Consider the following 25,861-nt stretch of genomic DNA (forward strand, 5'->3'; position numbering starts at 1 on the left):
TCAGCGCGCCGGGTTTGGTGTGGCGAAAAAACCTTAGCTTTCCGGGCTCCACGCCTCGGGCACCATCACCTTGAACATGCCGGCCTTGGCCAGGCGGCGGGCCAGTTTCAGCAGCGCCTTGTCCTTGGTGATGAGGATGGCCGCGTTGGCGTCGCGCGCCACTTCGAGGAACTTCTGGTCGTCCTTGTCGGTGCAGACCGGCAGGCGCACGCCGGACTCGGGCGGGGCCACCACAGTGATGAGCTCGTCAAAGCGCGCGGCGGCCAGCGGGCGCGAGTCGTCGTCCAGCGGCAGGTGCTTGTAGTGCAGCACGATGTTGTACTCGTCGCGGCAGTCGGAGCGGGTGATCGCCTCGACCGTGCCGTTTTCCAGCGCGGCCAGCAGGGCAGCCCAGCGCGGGTCCTTGAACACGAACAGGTCGAGGCAAACGTTGGTATCGATAACGATGCGGGTCGGTGTGAGTTTCTCTGGAACAGGTATCATGTGCTTAGTTCGTAAAAATGTTCATCTGGAATCTTATGCTGATAGTGCTTTCGCCCGCAAAAAGTCTCGATCTTGAGACCCCTCCGACCACCAAGTTGCATTCCCAACCTGATTTTCTCGACCACTCGGCGCAGCTGATCAACCGCCTGCGCGAGTTTTCGCCGGTGCAGATCGGCGAGCTGATGGATCTGTCCGACAACCTGTCGGCGCTCAACGTCGCCCGCTACGCCAGCTGGAGCCACGACACCGCCGACGGACGCCAGGCCGTGATGGCCTTCAACGGCGACGTCTACGGCGGCCTGGACGCACGCACGCTCAAGCCGGCGCAGCTGGACTATGTGCAATCGCGGGTGCGGATTCTGTCCGGCCTGTATGGCATGCTGCGGCCTTTGGACCTGATCCACCCGCACCGCCTGGAAATGGGCACCCGCCTGAGCAACCCGCGCGGCAAGGACCTGTATGCCTTCTGGGGCGAGACCATCACCCGGGCGCTGAACAAGACCGCAGCCGAGCAGGGCGCCGAAACGCTGGTCAACCTGGCGTCCGAGGAATACTTCAAGTCGGTCAAGCCCAAGCTGCTGGACGTGCCGGTGATCACGCCGCAATTCGAAGACTGGAAGAACGGCAAATACAAGATCATCTCGTTCTACGCCAAGCGCGCGCGCGGCCTGATGGCGCGCTACGCCGCCGTCAAAGGCATCACCGACCCGCAAAAGCTCAAGAAATTCAACGTCGACGGCTACGCCTACGACAAGAAAGACTCGACTGACAAAACCTGGATATTCCGCCGCCGCACCGAATAATCTTGGGGTCAAGTCTGACATTCGGACACGGGCTCTGCCGTAGCAGCCCGCTACGGCAGAGCCCGTGTCCGAATGTCAGACTTGACCCCAAATTGGGGAAAAGAAAAACCGGGACCTGGGTCCCGGTTTTCGTTGGGGCTAGCTTAGTTCCAGAGTTTCCACCAGTGACGTTCGGCTTTCTTGCCTTCGTCCAGGAACTTGCTGGTTGGGTAGTTCAGCTTGAACACGCGCATGGTGTCGTCGCGCAGTTCGGTCATGCCCAGCTTGTCGTAGCTGCGGATCATGATGAACAGCGCTTCCTCGATCGCTGGCGAGTCGCGGTAGTCGTTCATGATGCCCATCGCGCGGTTGGCCGCTGCCAGGTAGGCGCCGCGACGGTAGTAGTAGCGCGCCACGTGCACTTCATACGAAGCCATCGCGTTGACCAGGTAACGCATGCGGTCCAGCGAATCCGGCGTATACTTGCTGTTCGGGAACTTGTCGACCAGCTGCTTGAAGGCCGCGTAGGCTTCGCGCGTGGCTTTCGGGTCGCGTTCGGTGGCGTCCTGCTCGTAGATGAAGTTCAGGAAGCCGATCTGGTCGTTGAAGTTGATCAGGCCGCGCAGGTAGTACATGTAGTCGACATTGGCGTGGTTCGGGTGCAGCTTGATGAAGCGCTCCACGGCAGCCAGCGCCTGGGCCTGGTCCTGCGATTTGTAGTAGGCGTAGGCGATCTGCATCTGCGCCTGCTGGGCATAGGTGCCGAACGGATAGCTCGATTCCAGCTTCTCGTACAACTGAATTGCGCGTTCGTAGTGCTGTCCTTCCAGCTCTTCGCTCGCCTCCGAGTATAATTTCGTAGCGCTCCAACCTTTAGTCTCGTCGATTTTCTCCGAGAACAAACCGCAAGCGGACAAACTAAGCAGAACCAACGTTGCTGCGACTACTTTCAATTTTTTTTGCATATGTTTTGCAAGAAGCTGTTTAACCAAAGTTTTACAATAGGCTGATTATAGCCGATGGGAATGCTGTGATATTAACTCCAAAGCCGAATTTGGCCGATTCTTCCTCCGATCACGATGCCGACGCCGACCTGCTGGTCGAGCAGGACGGTGATTTTGGCGAGGACGACGGCCTGGCTCCGATCCAACTGGAACTGACCCCCGAAGTCTGCGGCCAACGCCTGGACAAGGTGATCTCCCACCTGGTCCCGCAATTTTCGCGCGGCCGCCTGCAAATGTGGATCACCGACGGCTTCGTCACCGTCGACGGCAAGCCGGCCAAGTCCACCAAGGACACCGTCTACGGCGACGAGAAGATCGTCATTCTGCCCCAACCTGCGCCGGAAGACGAGGCTTTTAAACCGGAACCGATGGAACTTAACATCGTTTACGAAGATGAGCACTTGATGGTCATCAACAAGCCGGCCGGCCTGGTGGTCCATCCGGGCGCAGGCAACTGGTCCGGCACGCTGCTCAACGGCCTGCTGCACCATTGCCCGCAGCTGTCGGGCGTGCCGCGCGCCGGCATCGTCCACCGCCTGGACAAGGACACCAGCGGCCTGATGGTGGTCGGCAAGACGCTGCCGGCCCAGACCGACCTGGTGCGCCAGCTGGCCGCGCGCACCGTCAAGCGCGAGTATTTCGCCGTGGTGTGGGGCATGCCGCGCATCAGCGGCACCATCGACTCGTCGATGGGCCGCCATCCCAAGGACCGCATCAAGATGGCGGTCTCGACCGGCATGGGCTCCAAGCCGGCCATCACCCACTACCAGGTGCTGGGCGGCGGCAAGCTGGGCGAGGGCCGTCCGGTCACGCTGGTTCAGTGCCGTCTGGAAACTGGCCGCACCCACCAGATCCGCGTGCACATGATGTCGATCGGCTTCCCGCTGGTTGGCGATACCACCTACGGCAAGCAGCACCTGGCGGATTATTTCCCGCGCCAGGCGCTGCAGGCGCGCCGGCTGGGCCTGGTCCATCCGGCCACCGGCGAGCAATGCGAGTGGACCGTGCCGCTGGCGGACGACTTCGCCGAGCTGCTGGCCCGTGCCGGCATCGAAGTGCCGGAAGCGATCTGATGTCCAGCCTGCCGCAATGGCTGATCCCGCACTGGCCCGGCCTGCCGGCCAACGTCGGCGCGCTGTCGACCACGCGGCGCGGCGGCGTCAGCCCCGCGCCGTATGACGACGGCATGGGGCAGGGCGGCCTGAACCTGGGCACCCACGTCGGCGACCAGCCGCACAATGTCGCGCAAAACCGCGAGATCGTGCGCGCCATGCTGCCGGGCGACCCGGCCTGGCTGTCGCAGGTGCACGGCACGGCGGTGGTGGATGTGGCCCGGATCGGCCGGCAGGAGGTGCCGGAGGCGGACGCCAGCCTGTCGGCAACGGCCGGCAAGGTGTGCGTGGTGATGACGGCCGACTGCCTGCCGGTGCTGTTCTGTGATGTCGAGGGCAAGGTCGTGGCGGCCGCGCACGCGGGCTGGCGCGGCCTGGCCTCCGGCGTGCTGGAAAACACGGTCGACGCGATGCGCGCGGCCGGTGCCGGCGAGCTGATGGCCTGGATGGGGCCGGCGATCGGCCCCTATCAGTTCGAGGTCGGCCCCGAGGTGCGCCAGACTTTCCTGAGCGACGCGCTGGACGATTCTGGCGTGCGCCATGTGGAGGCGGCGTTCACGCCCGTGGAAGGCAAGCCGGGCAAGCACCTGGCCGATATCTACGGGCTGGCGCGCTACCGCCTGCATCGGGCCGGCGTGAAGCAGGTGCATGGCGGCGAGTTCTGCACCGTGTCCAATTCCGGCCGTTTCTACTCCTTCCGGCGCGACGGCGTCACCGGCCGGCAGGCTGCGCTGATCTGGATCAAATGAATCGACCCCGCGCTGGCTTAGTCTTCGCGTTCGGCCTGGCGGGCTTGGTGCGCCGCCAGTTCGGCGGCCCGGCGGCGGGCTTTGCGCTTGCCGCTGCCGGCGATGTAAATCAAGGTGCCAAGCGGCAGCACGCAATAGAACAAAAACGTTACAATTCCCGCAACGACGGTAGGCTCGGTCAGTGCCATCAGTCCGACCACGTAAATCCAAGCAATAGCAACAATCAGCATCAGCAGCCCAGGTAAAGATATTTAACTATTTTTAGGGAATCAAACATGAATTTGCCAGATCCTCAAGCCATTGCCAACGCCTGGATGTCGCAGATGAGCGACCCCGGTCAGTGGCAATCCTGGTTCAACATGGCGCCCACAACGGACGCCAATCCGTTGGCCGCCATGATGCAGGATGTGGGCGCCTCGGTGAAGCCGGAGGCCATGGAGCAGCTGAAAAACCAGTATCTGCAAGATTTTGGCGATTTGTGGCAGGAGTTTTTGTCCGGCAAATCGCCGGAAGTGGCAGACCGCCGCTTCACCTCGTCCGCCTGGCAGGGCAATCCCATGTCGTCGTTCAATGCGGCATCATACCTGCTCAACGCCAAATTCCTGAATGCCATGGTCGATACCGTGGAGGCTTCGGCCCAGCAGAAGCAGAAAATCCGCTTTGCGGTGCAGCAGATTATCGATGCCATGTCGCCGGCCAATTTCCTCGCGACCAATCCCGAGGCGCAGCAAAAGCTGATCGAAACCAAGGGCGAGAGCCTGACCAAGGGCCTGGCCAATATGCTGGCCGACATGAACAAGGGCCACATCTCGCTGTCGGACGAATCGGCGTTCGAGGTGGGCCGCAACCTGGCCACGACCGAGGGCACGGTGGTGTACGAGAATCCGCTGTTCCAGCTGATCCAGTACAAGCCGGTCACGGAAACGGTGCACCAGCGCCCGTTGCTGATGGTGCCGCCATGCATCAACAAGTTCTACATTCTTGACCTGCAGCCGGAAAACTCGCTGGTGCGCTACGCGGTGGAGCAGGGCAACAGCGTGTTCCTGATCTCGTGGAGCAATCCCGACCAGTCGCTGGCCGGCACCACCTGGGACGACTACGTCGACCAGGGCGTGATCGAAGCCGTCCACGTGGTGCAGGACATCAGCGGCCAGGACCAGATGAACATGCTGGGCTTCTGCGTCGGCGGCACGCTGGTGTCGACCGCGCTGGCGGTGCTGGCGGCGCGCGGCGAGAAGCCGGCCTCCAGCCTGACGCTGCTGACCACCTTCCTCGATTTCAGCGATACCGGCGTGCTGGACGTGTTTGTCGACGAAGCCCAGGTCTCGATGCGCGAGCAGCAGCTTAAAGGCGGCGGCCTGATGCCGGGCCGCGACCTGGCCAGCACCTTCTCCAGCCTGCGTCCGAACGACCTGGTGTGGAACTATGTGCAGTCCAACTATTTGAAGGGCAATGAGCCGCCACCGTTCGACCTGCTGTACTGGAACTCGGACAGCACCAATCTGCCGGGCCCGATGTTCTGCTGGTACCTGCGCAACACCTACCTGGAAAACAAGCTCAAGACCGGCAAGCTGACGGTGGCGGGGCAGAAGGTCGACCTGGGCAGCATCGACGCGCCGGCCTTCATCTACGGCTCGCGCGAGGACCATATCGTGCCGTGGATGTCGGCCTTCGGTTCGATGAACATCCTCAACCCGGGCAAGGTCAAGGCCAACCGCTTCGTGCTGGGCGCGTCCGGCCACATCGCCGGCGTGATCAACTCGCCGGTAAAGAACAAGCGCAGCTACTGGACCAACGACAAGCCGCTGGGCCGCGCCGCCGCCAAGCCGCAGGACGGCGAGGCCTGGATGGCCGGCGCCACCGAGAATCCCGGCAGTTGGTGGCCGGAATGGGCCAAGTTCCTGGCCGAGCACGGCGGCAAGGATGTCAAGCCGAAAGCCAAGCCGGGCAATGCCCGCTATAAAGCCATCGAACCGGCGCCCGGCCGCTACGTGAAGGTGCGCGCCGATTGATGTCGGCAGGGAAAAAGCATGGTATTGTCGATCTGTAAATTTGGTTGCGTTGCAATAAAACCTAAAAGTTATATCAGATTGTGCAAGATCTGCTTTTTCCCCTCTATAATAGGAAAAGTAGGCTAGTGGGAAAGCGGACCGAAGTTCGCTTTTTTTTCGAATTGTTAGAGTACGCGCTGCGGCGCAATAAGTGGACTTGTGATGAGTAGTGCGAAAAAAAATGCTGACCGTCTGATCAAAAAATACCCGAACCGCCGTCTGTACGATACGCAGACCAGTTCCTACATCACGCTGACCGACGTCAAGCAGCTGGTGCTGGACAACGAAGAATTCACCGTGGTCGACGCCAAGACCAATGAAGACCTGAGCCGCAGCATCCTGCTGCAGATCATCCTGGAAGAAGAGGCCAGCGGCGCGCCGATGTTCTCCAGCGACGTGCTGGCGCAGATCATCCGCTTCTACGGCCACGCCATGCAGGGCATGATGGGCTCGTACCTGGAAAAGAACGTGCAAGCCTTCACCGACATCCAGCGCAAGTTCACCGGCAGCGCTGTCGGCGGCCTGGAAGGCAAGCCCTTCAGCCCGGAAATGTGGACCCAGTTCATGAACGTCCAAGGCCCGATGATGCAGGGCATGATGAACAACTACATCGACCAGAGCAAGAGCCTGTTCGTGCAGATGCAAGAGCAGATGCAAAACCAGAGCAAGAACATCTTCGGCACCTTCCCGTTCGTGCCCGGCGTACCGCCGACCGACAAGAAGTAATCCTTCACCGTTCGCGGTGTTCAAAACGGCACAGCCACCTCGGTCGCTGTGCCGTTTTTGTAGCCAAGTTACAAAAATTCTTTGACACTTGAATTTCTTCGGTAGTACTATCGACAACAGATGTGGAAACGCTTCCACTTGACGATCAGATGAAGGAGTTGTTTGTGGCAGGCTATGCATCCGTTGCACTGGAAGAGACGTTTTCCCCGCCGGCCGGTTCGGTCCTCTGGAACAAGGAATTTCTGTTGGGCGCCGCGACCGCGGCCTATCAAATCGAAGGCGCCGTCGCCGAAGACGGCCGCATCCCCTCGATCTGGGACACCTTCTCGGCCACGCCGGGCAAGACCCTGGCCGGCGACACCGGCGCCATCGCCTGCGACCACTATCACCGCTGGGAAGAGGATGTCGAACTGCTGGCCAGCCTGAACGTCGGCGCCTATCGCCTGTCGATCGCCTGGCCGCGCGTGATGACGGAGGACGGCGCGCCCAACCACGCGGGCATCGCCTTCTACCGCAAGCTGTTGACGGCCTTGCGCGCCAAGGGTTTGAAGACCTTCGTCACGCTGTACCACTGGGACCTGCCGCAGCATCTGGAAGACCAGGGCGGCTGGACCAATCGCGACACCGCTTACCGCTTCGCCGAGTACGCCGACATGATCAGCAAGCAGCTGGCGGGCCTGGTCGATGCGTGGGCCACGCTGAACGAGCCGTGGTGCTCGGCCATGCATGGCTACGGCACCGGCCACCACGCGCCGGGCAAGCAGGATGTGGCGCTGGCCACGCGCGCCATGCATCACCTGCTGCTGGGCCACGGGCTGGCGGTGGCGCGGCTGCGCGCCAACGATCCGGCCGCGCAAGTGGGCATCGTCGCCAACGTCGGCCGTGGCACCAGCAACGGCGCGACCGACGCCGACCAGCACGCGGCCTGGCTGTTCGAACTCCAGCACAACAACTGGGTCCTCGACCCGCTGCTGAAGAAGTCCTATCCGTCGGCGTTGTGGCAACTGTGGCCGGGCGCCGAGCCGCCGGTGCACGCGGGCGACATGGAGGTCATCGGCTGCAAGCTCGATTTCCTCGGCATCAATTACTACTTCCGCACCAACGTCGTCAGCGACGGCAAGCACGGTTATCTGGAGGTCGATCTGGAAGGCGTGGAGCGCACGCAGATGGGATGGGAAGTCTACCCGGAAGGCTTGCGCCACCTGCTGGTTGGCTTCCATCGCGACTATCCGAACCTGCCGCCGATTTACATCACCGAGAACGGCACCGCCTCCGACGACCAGGTGATCGACGGCGAGGTTAACGATATAAACCGTATTTCGTTTTTGAACCGGCACCTGGCTGCGGTGGATCAAGCGGTGAAGGAGGGCGTCGACGTGCGCGGCTACTTCATCTGGTCCTTGATGGACAACTTTGAATGGGCTTTCGGCTACGAGCGCCGTTTCGGTATCATCCACGTGGACTACGCGACCCAGAAGCGCACGCTGAAGCGCAGCGCCAAACTGGTGACGCAGTTCCTGGCTGAGCGGAACAGCAAATAATTGAACATCCGGCAGCCATCCGAATAAAATGGGCGCTCGACGCCCACAGGAGACAGAATGATTAAGGCTACAACACTGGCGAGCGCCGTCGCGCTCACGCTGGCGGCATGCGGCGCGGCCAGCGCGCAGGCGCCCGCGCCGCTGAAGGCGACCGTGATCCACTGGTGGACGTCGGGCGGCGAGTCCCAGGCCGTCAAGCAGTTCGCGGACGCCTACAACAAGGCTGGCGGCCTGTGGATCGACAACGCCATCGCCGGTGCCGACCAGTCGCGCGCCACCACCATCAACCGCATCGTCGGCGGCAACGCGCCGACGGCGGCGCAGTTCAACACCTCCAAGCAGTTCCGCGATTTCGTCGAGCAGGGTTTGCTCAACAACGTGGACGACGTGGCCGCCGCCGGCAAGTGGGACCAGATCATGCCGCCGTCGATACTGGCCGCGATCAAGATCAACGGCCACTTCTACGCCGCGCCGGTGGACATCCACATGCCGGCCTGGTTCTTCTACTCCAAGGCCGCTTATAAAAAAGCCGGCATCACCAATGAGCCGCAGACCTGGGACGAGTTCCTGGCGCAGTTGGCCAAGCTGAAGGCCGCAGGCGTGGTGCCGCTGGCCTTCGGCGGCCAGGTATGGCAGGAGAAGATCACTTTCGACGCCATCTTCGCGATGGTGGGCGGCGCCGACCTGTATCTGAAGGTGTACCGCGACCGCGACCAGAAAGCCGTGATGTCGCCGGCCTTCAGGCAGGTGCTGGTCGACTTCAAAAAGCTGAAGGCCTTTGTGGATGCCGGCTCGCCGGGCCGCAACTGGAACGACGCGACGGCGATGGTCGTCAGCGGCAAGGCCGGCGTGCAGATCATGGGCGACTGGGCCAAGGGCGAGTTCTCGTCGGCCAAGCAGGTGGCGGGCAAGGACTTCGGCTGCTTCCCCGGCTTCGGCCCCAAGGCGCCGTACATCGTCGCCGGCGACGCTTTCGTGTTCCCGAAAACCATCGACGCCAACGCCGTCAAGGCGCAGAAGCTGCTGGCGACAGTGGTCACTTCGCCGGCCGCGCAAGTGGCCTTCAATTCGCGCAAGGGCGCGATCCCGATCCGTGGCGACGTCGATGAGTCCACGCTGGACATCTGCGCGAAGCAGGGACTGGCCATCATCAAGGACAAGAGCCGCCAGCTGCCCAACTCCGAAATGCTGGCGACGCCCGACACCACAGGCGCCCTGCAGGACGTGCTGACCAGCTACTGGAACAAGAATCAATCGCCGGAAGACGCGCAGAAGGCCTTCGCCCGCGCGCTGAAGGATCAATAAGCCATGGCCAAGAAGCGTCAAAGCGTATCCTTCGCAGCCTATGTCGCCATGATCCCGATGGCACTGACGGTGCTGCTGGCCTACCTGGGCACGATGCTGTGGACGGCGCGCGTATCGGTCAGCAGTTCGCGCACCTTCCCGGCCAGCGATTTTGTCGGCGCCTCGCAGTACATCCGGCTGTTCAACAACGAGCGCTGGCTGCTGTCGCTGCAAAACGTGGCCGTGTACGGCGTGCTGTTCATCGCCGCCTGCTTGGTCATCGGCTTCCTGCTGGCCGTGTTCATCGACCAGAAAGTGATGGCCGAAGGCGCGCTGCGCACCATATTCCTGTATCCGTATGCGATGTCGTTCGTGGCCACGGGCCTGATCTGGCAGTGGATACTCAATCCCGAGCTGGGCATCCAGGAAGTGCTGCACAAGATGGGCTTCGCCGGCGCCACGTTCGACTGGATCGTCGACCAGGACATGGCGATCTACACCATCGTCATCGCCACCGTGTGGCAGGCCTCCGGGCTGGTGATGGCGCTGATGCTGTCCGGCCTGCGCGGCGTGGACGAGGAGCTGTGGAAGGCCGCCCGCATCGACGGCATCCCTCGTTGGCGCGTCTACGTCAGCATCGTGCTGCCGATGCTCGGGCCTTCGGTATCGACCGCCTTCGTGCTGCTGTTCGTGATGGTGGTAAAGGTGTTCGACGCCGTCGTCGCGATGACGCAGGGCGGCCCGGGCACGGCCAGCGAGGTGCCGGCCAAATTCATTATGGACTACCTGTTCGGCCGCGCCAACATCGGCCTCGCGTCCGCCGCGTCGATCGTGCTGCTGGCGACCGTGCTGGCCATCGTCGCGCCGCTATACTATGTGCGTAACCGCCGCGCGGCCAAGGGGGCGTGATGGGACAGGTCGTCAAACTCGAAAAGGAAGTAATGGACAAGGCAGCAGGGATGGCGCCAGGTGGCGCCGCCAACGACAGCACTATCGGCGCACCGCCAGCCGTCAAGCCGCGCCGCAAGCTGGCCTGGACGCCGGCCCGCATCGGCGTGTACGGCTTCCTGATCGTGGCCGCGCTGTTCTTCCTGCTGCCGCTGTACGTGATGCTGGTAACGTCGGTCAAGCCGATGGAAGAGATCCGTCTCGGCACGCTGTTCGCGCTGCCGGTGCACGCGACGCTGGAGCCGTGGCTGCAAGCCTGGCAATCGGCTTGCACAGGACTGGAATGCGACGGCATACGCGGCGGCTTCTGGAACTCGGTCGCCATCGTGGTGCCGAGCACTGTGCTGTCGATCGCCATCGGCGCGGTCAATGGCTATGCGCTGTCGTTCTGGCGTCCGCGCGGCGCGGGCCTGCTGTTCGCCATCCTGATGATGGGCGCCTTCATTCCGGTGCAGGTGATGGTGTATCCGCTGGTGCGCGTGCTGGCCGCCGTGAACCTCTTCAGTTCCTTGCCCGGCATTGTGCTGATCCACACCATCTTCGGCATGCCGGTGATGACGCTCCTGTTCCGCAACTACTACGCGGCGCTGCCGATGGAACTGTTCAAGGCCGCCCGCATCGACGGCGGCGGTTTCTGGCGCATCTTCCTGCAGCTGATGCTGCCGATGTCGACGCCGGTGATCGTGGTCGCCGTCATCATGCAGGTCACCGGCATCTGGAACGACTTCCTGCTTGGCCTGGTGTTCGCCGGTTCCGAGCATCTGCCGATGACGGTCCAGCTGAACAACATCATCAACACCACCACCGGCGAGCGCCTGTACAACGTCAACATGGCCGCGACCATCCTGACGTCGCTGGTGCCGCTGGCTCTCTATTTCATCTCTGGCCGCTGGTTCGTGCGCGGCATCGCCTCCGGCGCTGTGAAGGGTTAAACATGTCTAACGTAGCTATTCGTAATTTGCAGATTCAGCTGGGCGGCAACAAGGTGATCGAGTCCCTGAACCTGGACGTGAAGGCCGGCGAGTTCGTGGTGCTGCTCGGCCCATCGGGCTGCGGCAAGTCCACGCTGCTGCACTCCATCGCGGGCCTGATCGACACCACCTCCGGCCAGATCGAGATCGGCGGCAAGGACATGACCTGGGCCGACCCCAAGGACCGCGGCATCGCACTGGTGTTCCAGTCGTATGCGCTGTACCCGACCATGAACGTGGAGGCCAATATGTCCTTCGGCCTGCGCATCAACGGCACGCCGAAGGCGGAAATCGCCCGCCGCGTCACCCGCGCGTCGGATATGCTGCAACTGGGGCCGCTGTTGAAGCGCAAGCCGGCCAACCTGTCCGGCGGCCAGCGCCAGCGCGTGGCGATCGGCCGCGCCATCGTGCGCGAGGCGGACGTGATGCTGTTCGACGAGCCGCTCTCCAACCTGGACGCCAAGCTGCGCACCGAACTGCGGCGTGAGTTGAAGCAGCTGCACAAGCAGCTCGGCGCCACCATGATCTACGTGACCCACGACCAGGTGGAGGCGATGACGCTGGCGCAGCGCATGGCCGTGATGAAGGGCGGCGTGGTGCAGCAGTTCGACACGCCGGCGAACATCTACAACGAGCCGGCCAACCTGTTCGTCGCCACCTTCCTCGGCTCGCCGGGCATGAACCTGTTCAAGGGGCGGCTGGAGCAGGAGGGCGCGCGCACCTTGTTCCGCAATGAGCACCTGTCGGTCGACGTGACGGATTATCCGTTCAAACAAGCGCCGGCCGGCAAGCAGGAATGCGTGCTGGGCGTGCGGCCCGAGGACATCGACATCGGCAATTGCGATGGCGCCGACAACGCGGTATGTGCGTCGGTGTCGCTGGTGGAGGCCATGGGCGCGCATCGCGTGCTGTGGCTGGACTTCCACGGCACCCAGGTCGCCGGCATCGTGCAGGACCAGCAGCAGATCGAGACCGAGCAGGAACTCAGCTTCTCGATCCGCACCAAACGCGTGTCGCTATTTGACGGAGCCAGTGAGCAGCGGCTTTGACGTAATATCCAAACTGGCATCGCTGGCGAAGAAATTGTGATTGGATCGTGTACGCGCAGAGAGCTACATTGAGCTCTTTTGTCCACGGTCCTTTTTATGTTCAAACGTATTCTGATGTTGCCCTGCGCTTTGCTGCTCAGTGCTCCGCTGCTGGCCGCCGCTGCCAGCGATTATCACATCTGGGCTCCGACCCCGCCGATGGGCTGGAATAGCTGGGATAATTTCGGCACCACCATCACCGAGGCTCAGACCAAACAGCAGGCCGACTATATGGCGCGGACGCTCAAGCCGCATGGTTGGGAGTATCTGGTCGTCGATATCCAGTGGTATCAGCCCAGCTCCAAAGGTCATGGCTACGAAAAAGGGGCCAAGCTGACGATGGACGAATTCAGCCGCCTGGTCCCGGCGCCTGAAAAATTCCCGTCGGCGCGCGCTGGTGCCGGTTTCCGGCCGCTCGCCGATTATGTCCACGCCAAGGGCCTCAAATTCGGAATACACATGATGCGCGGGATTTCGCGCCAGGCCGTGGAGCAGAACACCCCGTTGTTCGGCACCGCCATCCGCGCCGGCCAGATCGCCGACCGCAATAGCATCTGCGAATGGAACCCGGATATGTATGGCGTCGACATGAGCAAGCCGGGAGCGCAGGCTTACTACGATTCGCTGATCCAGCTGGTCGCCGACTGGGGCGTGGATTTCATCAAGGTCGATGACCTCAGCCGCCCTTACCATCAGCCGGAGATCGAGGCGCTCCGCAAGGCGATCGACAAGACCGGACGGCCGATCCTGCTCAGCACCTCGCCTGGCGAGACCCCGCTCAGCGCCGGCGCGCACGTCACGCAGCACGCCAATATGTGGCGCGTCAGCGACGACTTCTGGGACGACTGGAAGTCCTTGCGCGACCAGTTCAAGCGCCTCCACGACTGGACTCCGTTCCGCATTTCCGGCGCGTGGCCGGACGCCGACATGCTGCCCTTCGGGACCATACGGTTCAATGAGCACAGCCGCTTCACGCCCGACGAACAAACCACGGTGATGACGTTGTGGAGTATCGCCCGCTCGCCGCTGATACACGGCGGGGACATGACGAAGACCGATCCGTTCACGCTGTCGCTGCTCACCAACGATGAAGTCATCGCCGTCAATCAGCGCAGCGAGAACAACCGCCAGCTGTTCCGCACCGACGATGGCCTGATCGCGTGGATTGCCGATGTGCCCCAGTCCAAGGATAAATATCTGGCGGTCTTCAATACCGGCGAGACGGCCGCGCGGGTCGCCGTCAAACCTGCCTCGCTCGGTGTGGGCGACGCGGCGCCGGTGCGGGACCTGTGGAGCGGAAAAGACCTCGGCCCCGCCGGCCGCGATTTCGCGCCCGAGGTAGTCCCCCACGGCGCACGCCTGTTCCGCATCAAGGCGGCGCAATAGGGCGCGCCGGCCCGGCCAGTCAGTTGTGCCGGGCCGTGCGTGCGGCGACCGAGCCGCGCATCGTCACCGTGACCGGGAAGTCGCGGACGATCTCGTGCTGCGTGCCGTAGCAAAGGTTGAGCAACCAGCGCACGGCGTTCTGCGTCAGCTGTTCCATCGGAATGTGGACCGAGGTCAGTCCCGGCGAGGTATATTCGGCCGAGTAGTCGTCGTCATAGCCGATGACGGAAACCTGGCCCGGCACGTCGACGCCCGCGCGGTGGAAGCAGGACAGGGCGCCGACCGCCATCTCGTCGTTGGCGCAGAACAGGCCCGTGAACTTGAGGCCTTCGTTGATCAACTGCTGCGCGGCGCCGAAGCCGCCCTCGCGCGAAAAGTCCGATTCGATCAGTCGCACCGCCGAACGTTCGATGCCGTTGCGCCGCAGCTCGGCGAAGAAGCCGTCCAGCCGCTCCGTGTTGTCCGACGTGGCGGCCGGGCCGGAGATCACCGCCAGTTCGCGATGGCCCGCCTGCAGCAAGGTGCGCGCCGCCAGTTCGCCGCCGTGAAAATGATCGGGGCAGAACGAGGCCTCCGGCACCTGCGTGCTGCGGCGGTTGAGGAAGGCTATTTTCGGATTCATCTTCTGCAGCGCGATCAGGTCCTCGTCGTACAGGTCGTGGCCCAGCACCACGATGCCGTCGCAATCGCGGCCGATCAGGAACTTGACCGCTTCCAGCGCCTCGTCGCGCGGCGTGCCGTCGCCGCAGCCGGTGGCCACGACCACGTGGCGGCGCATGGCGCGCAGTTCGAAGTCGGTTTGTTTGAGGATGGTGCCGTAGTAGGCGCCGAAGAAGGACGGCGTGAAAATCCCGATCATGCCCAGCGACTTCGCCGACAGCGAGCGGCCGATGGAGGAGGGGCGGAAGTTGAGTTGTTCAATCGCGGCCTGGACTTTTTTCATCGCCTCGGCCGATACCGGACCGGCGCCTGAAATGGCGCGCGATGCTGTCGACATGCCTACACCGGCGAGCACTGCGACGTCTTTCAGCGTTGCCACGAATTCTCCTGAACTGGATGATGAAAACAGTGCCGGCGCGGGCCACTGGGTTAGCCTCTATCCTAGCATGATCTCCCTATGGCGAATGGGGTATAATGCTCGATTGCTCGTAATTTTCATGGCGTATAAAGCTACCAATCATGCAATCGCAACCACTCTCCCGTCTCCCCATGCCCGCAGCCGGCGCCCCCGCGCCTAAAGTCGGCTTCGTATCGCTCGGCTGCCCCAAGGCGTTGGTCGACTCCGAACAGATCCTGACCCAACTGCGTGCCGAAGGCTACGAGACGGCCAAGTCGTACGACGGCGCCGATCTGGTCATCGTCAACACCTGCGGCTTCATCGACGCCGCCGTGCAGGAATCGCTGGACGCCATCGGCGAAGCGCTGGCCGAAAACGGCAAGGTGATCGTGACCGGTTGCCTGGGCGCGAAAAAAGACGCCGCCGGCGACGACATCATCATGAAGGTGCACCCGAAGGTGCTGGCCGTGACCGGCCCGCACGCGCTGGCAGAGGTGATGGACTCGGTCCACCTGCACCTGCCCAAGCCGCACGAGCCTTTCCTCGATCTGATCCCGGCGCAGGGCATCAAGCTCACGCCGAAGCACTACGCCTACCTGAAGATCTCCGAAGGCTGCAACCACCGCTGCTCGTTCTGCATCATCCCGTCGATGCGCGGCGACCTGGTGTCGCGTCCTATCGGCGAGCTGCTGCTGGAAGCGGAGAACCTGTTCAAGTCCGGCGTCAAGGAGCTGCTGGTGATCTCGCAGGACACCTCGGCCTACGGCGTGGATGTCAAGTTCCGCACCGGTTTCTGGAACGGCCGTCCGGTCAAGACCCACATGACCCAGCTGATGGAAGCGCTGGGCGAGCTGGCCAAGTCCTACGGCGCGTGGGTGCGCATGCACTACGTCTACCCGTACCCGCACGTCGACCAGGTAATCCCTATGATGGGCGAGCACGTGCTGCCATACCTGGACATCCCGATGCAGCACGCGCATCCCGATGTGCTGAAGCGCATGAAGCGTCCGGCCAGCGGCGAGAAAAACCTGGACCGCATCCAGGCCTGGCGCGCAATGAATCCGGACCTGACCATCCGTTCGACCTTCATCGCCGGCTTCCCTGGCGAGACCGAGGCCGAATTCGAATACCTGCTGGACTTCTTGAAGGAAGCGCAGATCGACCGCCTGGGCTGCTTCGCCTATTCGCCGGTGGAAGGCGCGACCGCCAATGAACTGGCCAACCCGGTGCCGGAAGAAGTGCGCGAAGAGCGCCGTGGCCGCGTGATGCTGCTGCAGGAAGAGATTTCGAAAGCGCGCCTGAAGGCCAAGGTCGGCAAGACCGTGCGTGTGCTGATCGATGAAGTCAACCGCAGCGGCGGCGTGGGCCGCTCCAGCGCCGACGCGCCGGAAATCGACGGCGTGGTGTACGTCAAGCCGCCGTACGAGCCGCACAAGAAGCTGGCCGTCGGCCAATTCGTCGACGTGAAGATCACCACCTCCGACGCCCACGACCTGTGGGGCGAGGCGCAATAAGCGAATCGAACCTATAATGAAGGCGGACCAGCAATGGGCCGCCTTTTTTTTTCGACCGTCCACTCTCATCATGACCATCAAAAAATCCCCGCAGACCGCGCTCGTACATACCGACTACCAGGCCCCGGAAGGCTTCGCCGCTTTCCCTGGCGCCATCCACCATGCCTCGACGGTGCTGTTCAAGAACGTGGCGGCCATGCGTTCGGGCGACTGGAAAGAGAAGAACGCCTATACCTACGGCCTGCATGGCACGCCGACCACCTTCACGCTGGAAGCGCGCCTGGCCGAGATCGAGGACGGCAAGTACTGCCTGCTGGCGCCGAGCGGCCTGGCGGCCATCGCGATGGTGGACTTCGCGCTGCTCAAAGCCGGCGACGATGTGCTGTTGCCGGATAACGTCTACAACCCAAATCGCGAGCTGGGGCGCTGGCTGTCGTCCGATTTCGGCATCACCGCGCGCTACTACGATCCGCTGGTCGGCGAGGGCATCGCCGCGCTGATCCAGCCAAATACAAAGCTGATCTGGACCGAGGCGCCGGGTTCGGTGTCGATGGAGGTGCCGGACCTGCCGGCCATCTGCAAGGCGGCGCACGAGCGCGGCGTGGTGGTGGCGCTGGATAACACGTGGTCGGCCGGCCTGGCGCTGCGCGGGTTCGAGCTTGGTGTCGACATCATCATGCAGGCGCTGACCAAGTACCAGTCCGGTGGCTCGGATGTGCTGATGGGCGCCGTCATCACGTGCGATCCAGCGTTGCACGAGCGGCTCAGCCTCTCGCACATGCGGCTCGGCATGGGCGTCGGCGCGGATGACGCCTACCTGGTTGCGCGCGGCCTGCCGACCATGCGCCTGCGCTTCGACGCGCACGATGCGGCGGCCCGCAAGCTGGCGGCCTGGCTGCAGGCGCGCCCGGAGATCACGCGGGTGCTGCACCCAGCCTTCACCGACTGCCCTGGCCACGAGACGTGGAAACGCGACTTCACCGGCGCCGGCGGCTTGTTCTCCGTGCTGTTCGACGCGCGCTACACCGAGGAGCAGACCGACCGTTTTGTCGACGCGCTCAAGCTGTTCAAGATCGGCTATAGCTGGGGCGGCGCCAACAGCCTGGTGATGCCTTACCGTATCCAGCACATGCGCAAGGATTGGCAGGACAAGGGGATTCTGGTGCGCTTCAACGTCGGCCTGGAGGATGTCAACGATCTGATTGCGGACATCGAACGTGCGCTGGGAGCACTGCAATGAGCCGCTTCTGGAGTGACGTGGTCCACGGCCTGACGCCGTACACGCCGGGCGAGCAGGTGCAGATGCCCGGCCTGGTCAAACTGAACACCAACGAGAACCCATACGGTCCGTCGCCCAAGGCGATAGCGGCCATGCAGGCCGCCGTCGGCGACCAGCTGCGCAAGTATTCGGATCCCGGCAACGTGGTCGTGAAGGACGCCGTGGCCCGCCGTTTCGGCTTGACGCGTGAGCAGGTCTTCGTCGGCAACAGCTCGGACGAGGTGCTGGCGCACACCTTCCACGCCTTGCTCAAGCACGAGCTGCCGCTGCTTTGCCCGGACATCAGCTACAGCTTCTATCCGACCTATTGCAGCTTGTACGGCATCGTGGCGGTGCAGGTTCCGCTGAACGAGCGTTACGAGATCGATGTCGAGGACTACAAGCAGCCGTGTGGCGCCATCATCATCGCCAACCCGAATGCGCCGACCGGCATCGCCTTGCCGCTGGAGCGGATCGAGGCGCTGCTGGCCGCGCATCCCGATCAGGTGGTGGTGATCGACGAGGCCTACGTCGACTTCGGAGGCCAAAGCGCCATCGCGCTGCTGGGCCGCTACGACAATCTGCTGGTGATCCAGACGCTGTCCAAATCGCGCTCGCTGGCCGGGCTGCGGGTGGGTTACGCGGTCGGCCATCCCGACCTGATCGCGGGCCTGGAGCGGGTGAAGAACAGCTTCAACTGCTATCCGCTGGGGCAGGTCGCGCAGGCCGGCGCGGTGGCGGCGCTGGACGATGCGGCCTACATGGAGCAGACGTCGCAAGCCATCATCGCCACGCGCGCGTGGCTGACGGCGCAGATGCAGGCATTGGGCTTCGAGGTGCTGCCCTCGGCGGCCAACTTCATCTTCGCCCGCCATCCGCAACGCGACGGAGCGCAGCTGGCGGCCGGACTGCGTAAGCGCGCGATCCTCGTGCGCCATTTCAAGCAGGTGCGTATCGACCAGTTCCTGCGCATCTCCATCGGCACGGACGAGGAGTGCGCCAAACTGGTCGACGCACTGAAGGCTATTGTGTAGGAGTCAGTCGGCGGCGGCCTCGTTGCGGTTGAGTCGCTGCACGCCGCTGATCAGGCGATAGGCCTTCCACAGCCACGCGCCCAGCCAGACCAGGTAGGCCAGCGGGATGCCGATGATGGTGGCGAACAGCAGCGCGCCTACGACCACGAAGACCACGTACCACCAGAATGAACGGATCATCCAGCTGTGATGGCTATAGACGAAGGTGCCGCTGGTGCCGGGCCGCTGTATGTAGTTGATCGCCAGCGGGATGACGGAAAACAGGCCGAGCGAAAACAGGAAGCTGACCGCATGGACGACATAAAGCCACCAGGCGGTGGTTTTGGCCGCGTCCAGACGGTCGTCGAGAACCAGTTCTTGCGACATGATCACTCCTTTGGTTGAGTAACGGTTTGCAGTATAGCCGCACTGCGGGACACACGGCGCGCGGCGCTGGCGTGCGCCCGAGGCGCCAGGTTTATTGTATAAAAAGCCCATGGATAAAGCCCCAAACCATGAGCAGGGCAAGCTGCCGGCCACGCTGGACCAGTGCCGCCGGTGCGGTCTCTGGGAGCACGCCACGCAAGCGGTGCCTGGCGTTGGCCCGTCGCGTGCGCGCATCATGCTGGTGGGCGAGCAGCCAGGCGATCAAGAGGATTTGCAAGGCTTGCCCTTCGTCGGGCCGGCCGGCGCGCTGCTTGACAAGGCCCTCGCGGAAGCTGGCGTGGACCGCGCCGGCATTTACCTGACCAACGCCGTCAAGCACTTCAAGTGGGAGCTGCGTGGCAAACGGCGGCTGCACAAGACCCCGGCGCAAAAAGAAATCACGGCCTGCCATCTGTGGCTGGAAGAGGAGCTGGCGCGCGTCCAGCCTGACGTTGTCGTGGCGTTGGGCGGCACGGCGCTGAAGTCGGTTTTGCAGGATGGCGGCGCGACGATGAAATCGTTCATGGATGCGCCGTTCCAACACGAAGGGCGCTGGGTGGTGGTGGTCTACCACCCATCCTTTGCGTTGCGGGCGCGCGATGAGGCCAGCCGGCGGCAGGCCTACCAGGTCATCGTCGACGGCTTGCGTCAGGCGCTGCGCTTGCTGGACAAGGTCCGCTGAAGGAACGCGGTCACGTCGGCAAACAGTTCCGGTTGAATGTCCGCGCGGTCGAATCCCGGCGGATCCTGCGAGGGTTTGAAGTTCGGCCGCGTCATCTCGGGCGGGAACTTGCTCATGAAGGCGAAGTGGCCGGCGCCCGCGATTTCCCGGTGCTCGACCAGCGCGGCATCGGCCACGCCGGCGATGATTTTTTCCGCATGTTCGGCCGGCGTGATGTCGTCCTTCTCGCCGGTGCGCATCAGTATCGGCACATGCACCGCCTGCAGCGAACCGGGAATGAACCAGAACGTGGCGGGGTTGAGCAGCACCAGCGCGCGCACTCGCGGGTCGGCCCGCACGGGGACGGGCACCGGCTGGCCGTCCTTGCTTTCGCGCGGGCCGGACCACGGCTGGCCGCCTGCCACCGCCAGCGCCGTGTAGCCGCCAATCGAATGACCGATGACGGCCACGCCGTCGCCGGCTATATGGCCGCGCAAAACAGGATCGGCCAGCGCCGCGTCGATGGCGAGCGTGATGTGGCGCGGGCGGTTGGCGAGGTTGGCGGCGGTGCCGGCCAGGCTATTGTCGTGCCGCGTATTGCCCGTGTGCGCGGGCAGCGCCACCACAAAGCCGGCGAGCACCAGGTGCCTGGCCATCTCGCGGTAGGCCCACGGCGTGCCGGAGTTCCCGTGCGAGATGACCACCAGCGGATGCGCGCAGGCGGCCGGCGGCGCATCCCTGGCGGCATCCAGCGTGTATGGGCCGAAGTGTTCGATCGTTTCGACGCCATCTGCGGGATACAGCAACGCCAGCGGCACCACCGCACCTTGTACCGCGTCGTCGATGTCGGCCAGGCGACAGCCACATACATGCATCATGCCTTGCTCCTTACAGTGGGCGAACGGGAATGCAGATGTCGCAGCTGATGGCGCCTGTCTGCGGATTGATTGCCAAGTCGGGCCTGAACATTTCGAAGCAGGGCCGGTCGTCGCACTGCAGGCCGCTCGACGGAAGCCAGTTGCGCGTCATCCAGGTCCAGGCGTCGGCGATGTCGGCGGTCTGGCCTTCGTAGTGGCCGACCGCATAGCGGCCGCCAGGCAGGGTGGTGATGTCGGCCGAGCCGGCGGCGGTGAAGTTGTCCGGCACGGTCACGCAGGCGTCGTAGCGGCATTTGTCGGCTGGCGTGACGGTCGGGTCGTCGTGGCCGATGCCATAGCAGAGCGCCTGGCCCAGGCCATGCGATTGCATCCACGGTCCCACGATGCGGCCCCAGAAGGCGCCGATGGCCGGGCCGTAAGGGCCGATGTGGCGGTGGTAGGCAACGCGCGCGGCGGGCAAGTCGATCACTTTAACGTCCATATTGAAATCTCCTGATTGGTTGTTGGAGATGTCATCGTCGCCGATGCCGGTTTGCGGCGTCTGATCGTACTTGCTTAACGCCTGATCCAGATTGCTGTCCGCGCCCAGGGCCTGCGACGCCAGCCGCGCGCGCGTGTCGCGCCGCCACTCGGTCGGCGTGCAGCCGAACTTGAGTTTGAAGGCACGCGCGAACGCTTCGCCGGAACCGAAGCCGGTGGCCAGCGCCGTTTCCAGCACCGACTCGGGCGGCGTGCAGCTCAGGCGGAAGGCAGCCTTTTCCAGCCGGCGCCTGCGCGCGTAGTCGCCCAGCGTTTCGCCCATCCACGACTGGAAGATGCGGTGGAAGTGGAAGCGCGAGAAGTTGGCGACATCGGCCAGCTGCGCCAGCTCCAGTGGCTGGTCCAGATGGGCGTCGATGTAGTTCAGCACACGGTTCATGCGGCGCGCGTATTCGGCGCGGGGCGACTGGTCGTTGGGGAGGCTCATTTATTTTGCCGGCGCGCCGGCGGCTGCGAAGTAAAGTCGATAAAATACAATCATGTTGATTATATAAGGAGCCGGCGTGGCTGCGAAAACTTCGGTGCTGTTTGTCTGCATGGGCAATATCTGCCGCTCACCCACGGCGGAGGGCGTGTTCCGCCACCGCGCCGCGGCGGCCGGCCTGGCGGACCGCCTCGTCATCGATTCGGCTGGCACGCATGGTTACCACGTCGGCGAGCCGCCGGACGCGCGCTCGATGGAGCATGCGGCCAATCGCGGCTACGACTTGTCCGCGCAGCGTTCGCGCAAGGTGGCGGCCTCCGACTTTGAAAACTTCGATCACGTGCTGGCGATGGACCACGACAATCTGCGCCTGCTGGAAGCGGCGTGTCCGCCACAGCACCGGCACAAGCTGGGATTGTTCATGGCGCACGCCAGCCGCAGCGATTCCGACGTGGTGCCCGATCCGTACTATGGCGGCGGGCGCGGTTTCGACCTGGTGCTGGACTATATCGAGGACGCCTCCGATGGCCTGATCGCCGCCCTGAAGATGAAATAAAGCGATTGCGAAAAAAATAAGTTAATGGCAGCATACGGCGGTCGATCGCCATTTGAGAGCGATCCGCAACGGGAGAGAAAATATGTCGCAACATCGCAATTGGATGCTGTCCGCGGGCGTGGCTACGGCCCTGCTGTTCGGCGGGGCAGTGCAGGCGCAGGACCTGAAGCGCCTCGAGGCGCTGGTCGATACGGCCGTCGCCAACGATCATTTTTCCGGCACGGTGCTGGTGGCCAAGGGCGACCGGGTCTTGCTGGACAAGGGCTACGGCTCCGCCAACCTCGAATGGAACATCCCCAACGCGCCGAGCACCAAGTTCCGGCTCGGCTCCGTGACCAAGCAGTTCACCGCCGCCAGCGTGCTGCTGTTGCAGGAGCGCGGCAAGCTAAAGGTCACCGATCCGGTCAGCAAATACCTCAGCGACCTGCCGGCCGCATGGAGCAAGATCACCATCTTCCAGCTGCTTAACCACACCTCCGGCATCCCCAATTTCACGGCGGCGAAGGAGTACGAATCGATCGAGCCGTTCTCCAAGAAGCCGATGGAAGTGGTGGCGCTGGTGAAGGACATGCCACTGGAATTCGAATCCGGCTCCCGCTTCAACTACAGCAACACCGGCTACGTGCTGCTGGGCGCTTTGATCGAGAAGGTCAGCGGCGAGAGCTACGACGCCTTCCTGCGCAAGAATATCTTCGACCCGCTTGGCATGAAGGACAGCGGCTACGACTGGAACGCCACCGTGCTGCCGAACCGCGCCGCCGGCTACGCGCGCGGCAAGAACGGCGTGACCAACGCCAGCTACATCAACATGAGCGTGCCGCAGGGCGCCGGCGCCTTGTACTCGACCACCGGCGACCTGCTGCGCTGGCAGCGCGCCCTGTATGAGGGCAAGCTGCTGTCGCCGGCCTCGCTGGAGGCGATGACGACGCCCTATCAATCCGGCTATGGCTTCGGCCTGGGCATCCAGCAGAAGGACGGCGGCAAGGAGGTTGGCCACGGCGGCGGCATTCCGGGCTTCGCCACCGAGGTGCATTACCGCATGGGCGACAAGATCAGCGTGATCGTGCTCAGTAACTTCCAGGGCAGCCAGCTGGAAGCGCTGACCGCCGGCCTGACCGCCACCGCGCGCGGCGCGGCGTACGTGCTGCCGTCCGAGCGCAAGGACATCGCCTTGTCGGCGGAGCAGATGGCCGCCATCGCCGGCACCTACACGATGCCGGATGGCCGCCGCCTGTGGCTGCGCACCGCTAACGGCGGCATGACGACGCAGCTGCAAGGACAGGATCCGCTGCCGATCTACGCCGAGTCGGCGGACAAGCTATTCCTGCGCAAGATCGATGCGCAGCTGGAGCTCCATCGCGACGCGGCCGGCAAGGTGGAGGCGGTGACGCTGATGCAGGGCGGCCGCAACATGCGCCTGCCGCGCGTTGCCGAAGCCGCGCCGGCCGAAACCACTGCGGACGCCTCGGCGCCTGCGCCACACTAAGGAGACGACATGAAATTCAAATCCGCTTTTCTGGCGACGATCGCCCTGGCCGCGGCCCAGCTGCATGCGCAGGAAGCCGCGCCGCAGCAGCAGTTGCTGAAACTGGTGCAGGCCTACACCGAGGCGCAGCGCGATTTCGAGCCGTCGAAGATCGATGCCATCGTCACTCGCGATTTCTACGAGGTCTCCCCGATCGGCGAGGTCGACCCGCGCGAGAAGGTGCTGGGCTTCTACCTGCCGGCCAACAAGCGCGAGGCGCCGACGATGGCGGTGTCCGAGCCGTCGATCCAGGTGTTCGGCAATACCGGCACCATCCTCGTCAAGCTGAGTGGCACCGCGACAGTCAATGCGGAGAAGCGGAACTTCGCCTTCCGCGCCGGCTATGTCGCGGTGAACGAAGGCGGCAAGTGGAAGCTGGCGTCGGCGCAGTACACCGGCATCCGTCCCCCGAAGCCCCAGTGAGCGAGGGATGTTCAGCCGGGTAGTGCGCTAGCCGCGCGGCAGCTCGCGTATCTCGACGCTGCCGCCGGCTTCGTAATCCGGATTGCCGGCCAGGTAGCGCTTGGCGTCGTCGATGCTGGCTGCCCGCACGTGCAGGAATCCCGTGACGGCCAGTCTGGCCGGCTGGTCGGCGTCGCCTTTCCTGAGCCGTACCCCGTCGCCGATCGAGCTACCGCCGTCGAAGTGCCCGGTCTGGCGCAGGCCGGCGATGTAGCCGTCCCAGTCGCCGCCGCCCGGCGCGTCGTTCAGCATCAGGATGATGTAGTCGTTCATGGTTTCTCCTTCCGATATGCGGCGGCGAACACCGGCCCGCCCAGATATGTGAAATAAAACCGCTGCTGATGGGGCGACAACAGCACGTGGTGGGCACGCAGGAAGTCGCGGCCCAGTATCATCTGGTGTCCCTTGCTGGCGATGTCGCCGCTCTGCTGTTCGAGGACGGTGATCTGGGGATGGTCGATCCGCTCGTCGCCGATGGCGAAGCTGTCGAACGAGGCGATCCACGCGTGCCGGCTCTTGCCGTTGACGCCTTGTAGCTTGCCTCTCTTGACGGCATTGGCGGATGCGGAATCAAAGCCCAACCGTTCGGCGGCGTTCTGGTTGATCACCGAGACCGCGGCGCCGGTATCGATCAGCGCCATCAGCCTGGTGCCGTTGATCGAGACCGGCACTGTGGCGCGGCTGTCGTGGGACGGGATGTCCAGCGGCACGTCCAGCGCGTTGGTGTCCCAGTAGGCGAGGGACTTGTCGTCGCAGCCCGCGCCCCGGAAGAACTTGAGCTTCTTGTCGGCCAGCGCGATTTCCAGGTCGGCCTGCAGCAGGTAGTCGGCGCCGATGATGCCGCCGTAACCGGGGAAGTCGAAGCCTTCGATGACCGGGAACCAGGTACCGGCGACCCTTGCGGGGCCGATGATCACTTCCTTCGGGCGCGCCGAGAACATCGCCGCCTGGCCGCCCACGCCATACACAAGTTCGCGGCTACGGGTGAGCGTGATCTCCTGGCGATCGGCTTCCGCGCGCGTCAGCACGGTCTTGAAGGCGCCGGTATCGATCAGCATGTGCACCGACTTGCCGTTGATTTGCGCGTCCAGATAGGGCGTCGCGGAAAAGCGTTCGTCCACGCCGATGTCCAGCGCGGCCAGTTCGGTGTAGCGGCACTCGGCCGCGTGGATGGAAACGGCGGCCGTCAGCAGGGTTGCGCAAAGCAGGAAGCGGGTCATGGAGCGAGGGAGCGGTAGGTAAATGCCGATGTTAGCATTTTAGTCAGCTTTTGTGTTTGGCATTCCCTTCGTCGCCGCAAAACGACGGTTCGTCCTGCGGCACGCGCCGTTCGTCGGATGCCCCGTGCAAAAGGTGGTTTTCTTGTCTAGAGTGATCGTATTGCCATCCACCTTGTGAGCGATGGCGATATCGACCGGGATG

27 protein-coding genes are annotated in these 25,861 nt (G+C 63.5%); 18 read left to right on the forward strand and 9 right to left on the reverse strand.

Translation table 11 applies throughout. From position 1 onward, the window contains the following. Nucleotides 1-33: 33 nt before the first annotated feature. Nucleotides 34-483: a putative toxin-antitoxin system toxin component, PIN family gene (locus tag ACUJB0_RS19790; protein ID WP_161092784.1), complete on the reverse strand. Its 450-nt coding sequence runs from the start codon at nt 481-483 to the stop codon at nt 34-36. Nucleotides 484-518: 35 nt separating this feature from the next. Here ACUJB0_RS19790 and yaaA point away from each other — a divergent pair, with 35 nt between their 5' ends. Beyond that, entirely contained in the window at nt 519-1,286 is a 768-nt protein-coding gene (yaaA, locus tag ACUJB0_RS19795; protein WP_444846714.1) for a peroxide stress protein YaaA, read from the forward strand. 143 nt (nt 1,287-1,429) lie between these two features. On the opposite strand, the gene ACUJB0_RS19800 is transcribed toward yaaA, so the two are convergent. Further along, nucleotides 1,430-2,230, reverse strand: a complete 801-nt coding sequence (locus ACUJB0_RS19800; RefSeq protein WP_161091123.1) for an outer membrane protein assembly factor BamD — start codon at nt 2,228-2,230, stop codon at nt 1,430-1,432. An 89-nt stretch (nt 2,231-2,319) separates the two neighbouring features. On the opposite strand from ACUJB0_RS19800, the gene ACUJB0_RS19805 reads away from it, so the two are divergent. Next, a complete protein-coding gene (locus ACUJB0_RS19805; protein ID WP_175048056.1) occupies nt 2,320-3,342 on the forward strand; it encodes an RluA family pseudouridine synthase in 1,023 nt (340 codons plus the stop codon). Continuing rightward, on the forward strand, nt 3,342-4,130 hold the full coding sequence (pgeF, locus tag ACUJB0_RS19810; RefSeq protein WP_444846715.1) for a peptidoglycan editing factor PgeF: 789 nt from the start codon (nt 3,342-3,344) through the stop codon (nt 4,128-4,130). Before ACUJB0_RS19805 ends, pgeF begins: the two co-directional genes overlap by 1 nt. A 17-nt stretch (nt 4,131-4,147) precedes the next feature. On the opposite strand, the gene ACUJB0_RS19815 is transcribed toward pgeF, so the two are convergent. After that, nucleotides 4,148-4,360 carry a hypothetical protein gene (locus ACUJB0_RS19815; RefSeq protein WP_444846716.1) on the reverse strand — a complete coding sequence of 71 codons (213 nt, stop codon included), beginning with the start codon at nt 4,358-4,360 and terminating at the stop codon, nt 4,148-4,150. Between the two features lie 45 nt (nt 4,361-4,405). On the opposite strand from ACUJB0_RS19815, the gene phaC reads away from it, so the two are divergent. From phaC to ACUJB0_RS19855, 8 genes are all read left to right on the forward strand, one after another. Next, entirely contained in the window at nt 4,406-6,142 is a 1,737-nt protein-coding gene (phaC, locus tag ACUJB0_RS19820; RefSeq protein ID WP_444846717.1) for a class I poly(R)-hydroxyalkanoic acid synthase, read from the forward strand. Nucleotides 6,143-6,343: 201 nt separating this feature from the next. Then, nucleotides 6,344-6,907, forward strand: coding sequence for a polyhydroxyalkanoate synthesis repressor PhaR (phaR, locus tag ACUJB0_RS19825; protein WP_117010266.1), 564 nt, complete (start codon nt 6,344-6,346; stop codon nt 6,905-6,907). Nucleotides 6,908-7,056: 149 nt separating this feature from the next. Continuing rightward, nucleotides 7,057-8,448 carry a GH1 family beta-glucosidase gene (locus ACUJB0_RS19830; protein ID WP_444846853.1) on the forward strand — a complete coding sequence of 464 codons (1,392 nt, stop codon included), beginning with the start codon at nt 7,057-7,059 and terminating at the stop codon, nt 8,446-8,448. 57 nt (nt 8,449-8,505) lie between these two features. After that, nucleotides 8,506-9,753 (forward strand): ABC transporter substrate-binding protein, encoded by a 1,248-nt coding sequence (locus ACUJB0_RS19835; protein ID WP_444846718.1) that lies wholly within the window; start codon nt 8,506-8,508, stop codon nt 9,751-9,753. 3 nt (nt 9,754-9,756) lie between these two features. Continuing rightward, nucleotides 9,757-10,641: a carbohydrate ABC transporter permease gene (locus tag ACUJB0_RS19840; protein WP_161083700.1), complete on the forward strand. Its 885-nt coding sequence runs from the start codon at nt 9,757-9,759 to the stop codon at nt 10,639-10,641. Between the two features lie 50 nt (nt 10,642-10,691). Then, nucleotides 10,692-11,612 carry a carbohydrate ABC transporter permease gene (locus ACUJB0_RS19845; protein ID WP_444846854.1) on the forward strand — a complete coding sequence of 307 codons (921 nt, stop codon included), beginning with the start codon at nt 10,692-10,694 and terminating at the stop codon, nt 11,610-11,612. Between the two features lie 2 nt (nt 11,613-11,614). Continuing rightward, nucleotides 11,615-12,700, forward strand: coding sequence for an ABC transporter ATP-binding protein (locus ACUJB0_RS19850; RefSeq protein ID WP_444846719.1), 1,086 nt, complete (start codon nt 11,615-11,617; stop codon nt 12,698-12,700). Between the two features lie 96 nt (nt 12,701-12,796). Beyond that, nucleotides 12,797-14,125: a glycoside hydrolase family 27 protein gene (locus tag ACUJB0_RS19855; protein ID WP_444846720.1), complete on the forward strand. Its 1,329-nt coding sequence runs from the start codon at nt 12,797-12,799 to the stop codon at nt 14,123-14,125. Nucleotides 14,126-14,144: 19 nt separating this feature from the next. Here ACUJB0_RS19855 and ACUJB0_RS19860 read toward each other — a convergent pair whose 3' ends face one another. Beyond that, on the reverse strand, nt 14,145-15,164 hold the full coding sequence (locus tag ACUJB0_RS19860; RefSeq protein WP_444846721.1) for a LacI family DNA-binding transcriptional regulator: 1,020 nt from the start codon (nt 15,162-15,164) through the stop codon (nt 14,145-14,147). A 140-nt stretch (nt 15,165-15,304) separates the two neighbouring features. Between ACUJB0_RS19860 and rimO the strand changes: the two genes are divergently transcribed. The 3 genes from rimO to hisC all read left to right on the forward strand — a co-directional run bounded on the left by rimO (nt 15,305) and on the right by hisC (nt 18,988). Continuing rightward, a complete protein-coding gene (gene rimO / locus ACUJB0_RS19865; RefSeq protein ID WP_444846722.1) occupies nt 15,305-16,696 on the forward strand; it encodes a 30S ribosomal protein S12 methylthiotransferase RimO in 1,392 nt (463 codons plus the stop codon). 70 nt (nt 16,697-16,766) lie between these two features. Further along, nucleotides 16,767-17,936: a cystathionine beta-lyase gene (locus ACUJB0_RS19870; RefSeq protein ID WP_444846723.1), complete on the forward strand. Its 1,170-nt coding sequence runs from the start codon at nt 16,767-16,769 to the stop codon at nt 17,934-17,936. Then, nucleotides 17,933-18,988, forward strand: coding sequence for a histidinol-phosphate transaminase (hisC, locus tag ACUJB0_RS19875; RefSeq protein WP_444846724.1), 1,056 nt, complete (start codon nt 17,933-17,935; stop codon nt 18,986-18,988). Before ACUJB0_RS19870 ends, hisC begins: the two co-directional genes overlap by 4 nt. A 3-nt stretch (nt 18,989-18,991) precedes the next feature. Here the strand turns inward: hisC and ACUJB0_RS19880 are convergent, their stop codons facing one another. Beyond that, on the reverse strand, nt 18,992-19,354 hold the full coding sequence (locus ACUJB0_RS19880) for a DUF4870 family protein (protein ID WP_444846725.1): 363 nt from the start codon (nt 19,352-19,354) through the stop codon (nt 18,992-18,994). 109 nt (nt 19,355-19,463) lie between these two features. On the opposite strand from ACUJB0_RS19880, the gene ACUJB0_RS19885 reads away from it, so the two are divergent. Then, nucleotides 19,464-20,075: a UdgX family uracil-DNA binding protein gene (locus tag ACUJB0_RS19885; protein ID WP_444846726.1), complete on the forward strand. Its 612-nt coding sequence runs from the start codon at nt 19,464-19,466 to the stop codon at nt 20,073-20,075. Here ACUJB0_RS19885 and ACUJB0_RS19890 read toward each other — a convergent pair. Both ACUJB0_RS19890 and ACUJB0_RS19895 read right to left on the reverse strand, forming a co-directional pair. Continuing rightward, nucleotides 20,042-20,932 carry an alpha/beta hydrolase family protein gene (locus ACUJB0_RS19890; RefSeq protein ID WP_444846727.1) on the reverse strand — a complete coding sequence of 297 codons (891 nt, stop codon included), beginning with the start codon at nt 20,930-20,932 and terminating at the stop codon, nt 20,042-20,044. The two genes, ACUJB0_RS19885 and ACUJB0_RS19890, sit on opposite strands and share 34 nt — an antisense overlap. Before the next feature lie 10 nt (nt 20,933-20,942). Beyond that, nucleotides 20,943-21,899 (reverse strand): AraC family transcriptional regulator, encoded by a 957-nt coding sequence (locus tag ACUJB0_RS19895; RefSeq protein WP_444846728.1) that lies wholly within the window; start codon nt 21,897-21,899, stop codon nt 20,943-20,945. A gap of 76 nt (nt 21,900-21,975) precedes the next feature. Here ACUJB0_RS19895 and ACUJB0_RS19900 point away from each other — a divergent pair, with 76 nt between their 5' ends. The 3 genes from ACUJB0_RS19900 (at nt 21,976) to ACUJB0_RS19910 (ending at nt 24,400) form a co-directional block, all read left to right on the forward strand. After that, a complete protein-coding gene (locus ACUJB0_RS19900) occupies nt 21,976-22,452 on the forward strand; it encodes a low molecular weight protein-tyrosine-phosphatase (RefSeq protein WP_444846729.1) in 477 nt (158 codons plus the stop codon). A gap of 82 nt (nt 22,453-22,534) precedes the next feature. Beyond that, on the forward strand, nt 22,535-23,938 hold the full coding sequence (locus ACUJB0_RS19905; RefSeq protein WP_444846730.1) for a serine hydrolase: 1,404 nt from the start codon (nt 22,535-22,537) through the stop codon (nt 23,936-23,938). 9 nt (nt 23,939-23,947) lie between these two features. Then, the gene (locus tag ACUJB0_RS19910) at nt 23,948-24,400 is read left to right on the forward strand and encodes a nuclear transport factor 2 family protein (protein ID WP_444846731.1); all 453 of its coding nucleotides are present in this window, start codon (nt 23,948-23,950) and stop codon (nt 24,398-24,400) included. A 27-nt stretch (nt 24,401-24,427) separates the two neighbouring features. On the opposite strand, the gene ACUJB0_RS19915 is transcribed toward ACUJB0_RS19910, so the two are convergent. Together ACUJB0_RS19915 and ACUJB0_RS19920 are read right to left on the reverse strand one after the other, a co-directional pair. Beyond that, a complete protein-coding gene (locus ACUJB0_RS19915) occupies nt 24,428-24,712 on the reverse strand; it encodes a YciI family protein (protein WP_444846732.1) in 285 nt (94 codons plus the stop codon). Further along, nucleotides 24,709-25,659: an aspartyl protease family protein gene (locus ACUJB0_RS19920; RefSeq protein WP_444846733.1), complete on the reverse strand. Its 951-nt coding sequence runs from the start codon at nt 25,657-25,659 to the stop codon at nt 24,709-24,711. The genes ACUJB0_RS19915 and ACUJB0_RS19920 overlap by 4 nt, the downstream gene beginning before the upstream one ends. Between the last annotated feature and the right edge of the window lie 202 nt (nt 25,660-25,861).

Source organism: Duganella caerulea (assembly GCF_040362985.1).
GTDB lineage: Bacteria > Pseudomonadota > Gammaproteobacteria > Burkholderiales > Burkholderiaceae_D > Rugamonas > Rugamonas vulcania.

Coding starts and splice junctions, on each gene's coding strand:
- ACUJB0_RS19905 (WP_444846730.1), top strand. CDS start 22,535: ATGTCGCAACATCGCAATTGGATGCTGTCCGCGGGCGTGGCTACGGCC.
- ACUJB0_RS19880 (WP_444846725.1), bottom strand. CDS start 19,354: ATGTCGCAAGAACTGGTTCTCGACGACCGTCTGGACGCGGCCAAAACC.
- ACUJB0_RS19885 (WP_444846726.1), top strand. CDS start 19,464: ATGGATAAAGCCCCAAACCATGAGCAGGGCAAGCTGCCGGCCACGCTG.
- phaC (WP_444846717.1), top strand. CDS start 4,406: ATGAATTTGCCAGATCCTCAAGCCATTGCCAACGCCTGGATGTCGCAG.
- rimO (WP_444846722.1), top strand. CDS start 15,305: ATGCAATCGCAACCACTCTCCCGTCTCCCCATGCCCGCAGCCGGCGCC.
- ACUJB0_RS19815 (WP_444846716.1), bottom strand. CDS start 4,360: ATGCTGATTGTTGCTATTGCTTGGATTTACGTGGTCGGACTGATGGCA.
- ACUJB0_RS19870 (WP_444846723.1), top strand. CDS start 16,767: ATGACCATCAAAAAATCCCCGCAGACCGCGCTCGTACATACCGACTAC.
- ACUJB0_RS19855 (WP_444846720.1), top strand. CDS start 12,797: ATGTTCAAACGTATTCTGATGTTGCCCTGCGCTTTGCTGCTCAGTGCT.
- ACUJB0_RS19790 (WP_161092784.1), bottom strand. CDS start 483: ATGATACCTGTTCCAGAGAAACTCACACCGACCCGCATCGTTATCGAT.
- ACUJB0_RS19840 (WP_161083700.1), top strand. CDS start 9,757: ATGGCCAAGAAGCGTCAAAGCGTATCCTTCGCAGCCTATGTCGCCATG.
- ACUJB0_RS19915 (WP_444846732.1), bottom strand. CDS start 24,712: ATGAACGACTACATCATCCTGATGCTGAACGACGCGCCGGGCGGCGGC.
- ACUJB0_RS19800 (WP_161091123.1), bottom strand. CDS start 2,230: ATGCAAAAAAAATTGAAAGTAGTCGCAGCAACGTTGGTTCTGCTTAGT.
- ACUJB0_RS19830 (WP_444846853.1), top strand. CDS start 7,057: ATGAAGGAGTTGTTTGTGGCAGGCTATGCATCCGTTGCACTGGAAGAG.
- ACUJB0_RS19845 (WP_444846854.1), top strand. CDS start 10,692: ATGGCGCCAGGTGGCGCCGCCAACGACAGCACTATCGGCGCACCGCCA.
- ACUJB0_RS19895 (WP_444846728.1), bottom strand. CDS start 21,899: ATGAGCCTCCCCAACGACCAGTCGCCCCGCGCCGAATACGCGCGCCGC.
- ACUJB0_RS19920 (WP_444846733.1), bottom strand. CDS start 25,659: ATGACCCGCTTCCTGCTTTGCGCAACCCTGCTGACGGCCGCCGTTTCC.
- phaR (WP_117010266.1), top strand. CDS start 6,344: ATGAGTAGTGCGAAAAAAAATGCTGACCGTCTGATCAAAAAATACCCG.
- ACUJB0_RS19910 (WP_444846731.1), top strand. CDS start 23,948: ATGAAATTCAAATCCGCTTTTCTGGCGACGATCGCCCTGGCCGCGGCC.
- yaaA (WP_444846714.1), top strand. CDS start 519: ATGCTGATAGTGCTTTCGCCCGCAAAAAGTCTCGATCTTGAGACCCCT.
- pgeF (WP_444846715.1), top strand. CDS start 3,342: ATGTCCAGCCTGCCGCAATGGCTGATCCCGCACTGGCCCGGCCTGCCG.
- ACUJB0_RS19890 (WP_444846727.1), bottom strand. CDS start 20,932: ATGATGCATGTATGTGGCTGTCGCCTGGCCGACATCGACGACGCGGTA.
- ACUJB0_RS19850 (WP_444846719.1), top strand. CDS start 11,615: ATGTCTAACGTAGCTATTCGTAATTTGCAGATTCAGCTGGGCGGCAAC.
- hisC (WP_444846724.1), top strand. CDS start 17,933: ATGAGCCGCTTCTGGAGTGACGTGGTCCACGGCCTGACGCCGTACACG.
- ACUJB0_RS19835 (WP_444846718.1), top strand. CDS start 8,506: ATGATTAAGGCTACAACACTGGCGAGCGCCGTCGCGCTCACGCTGGCG.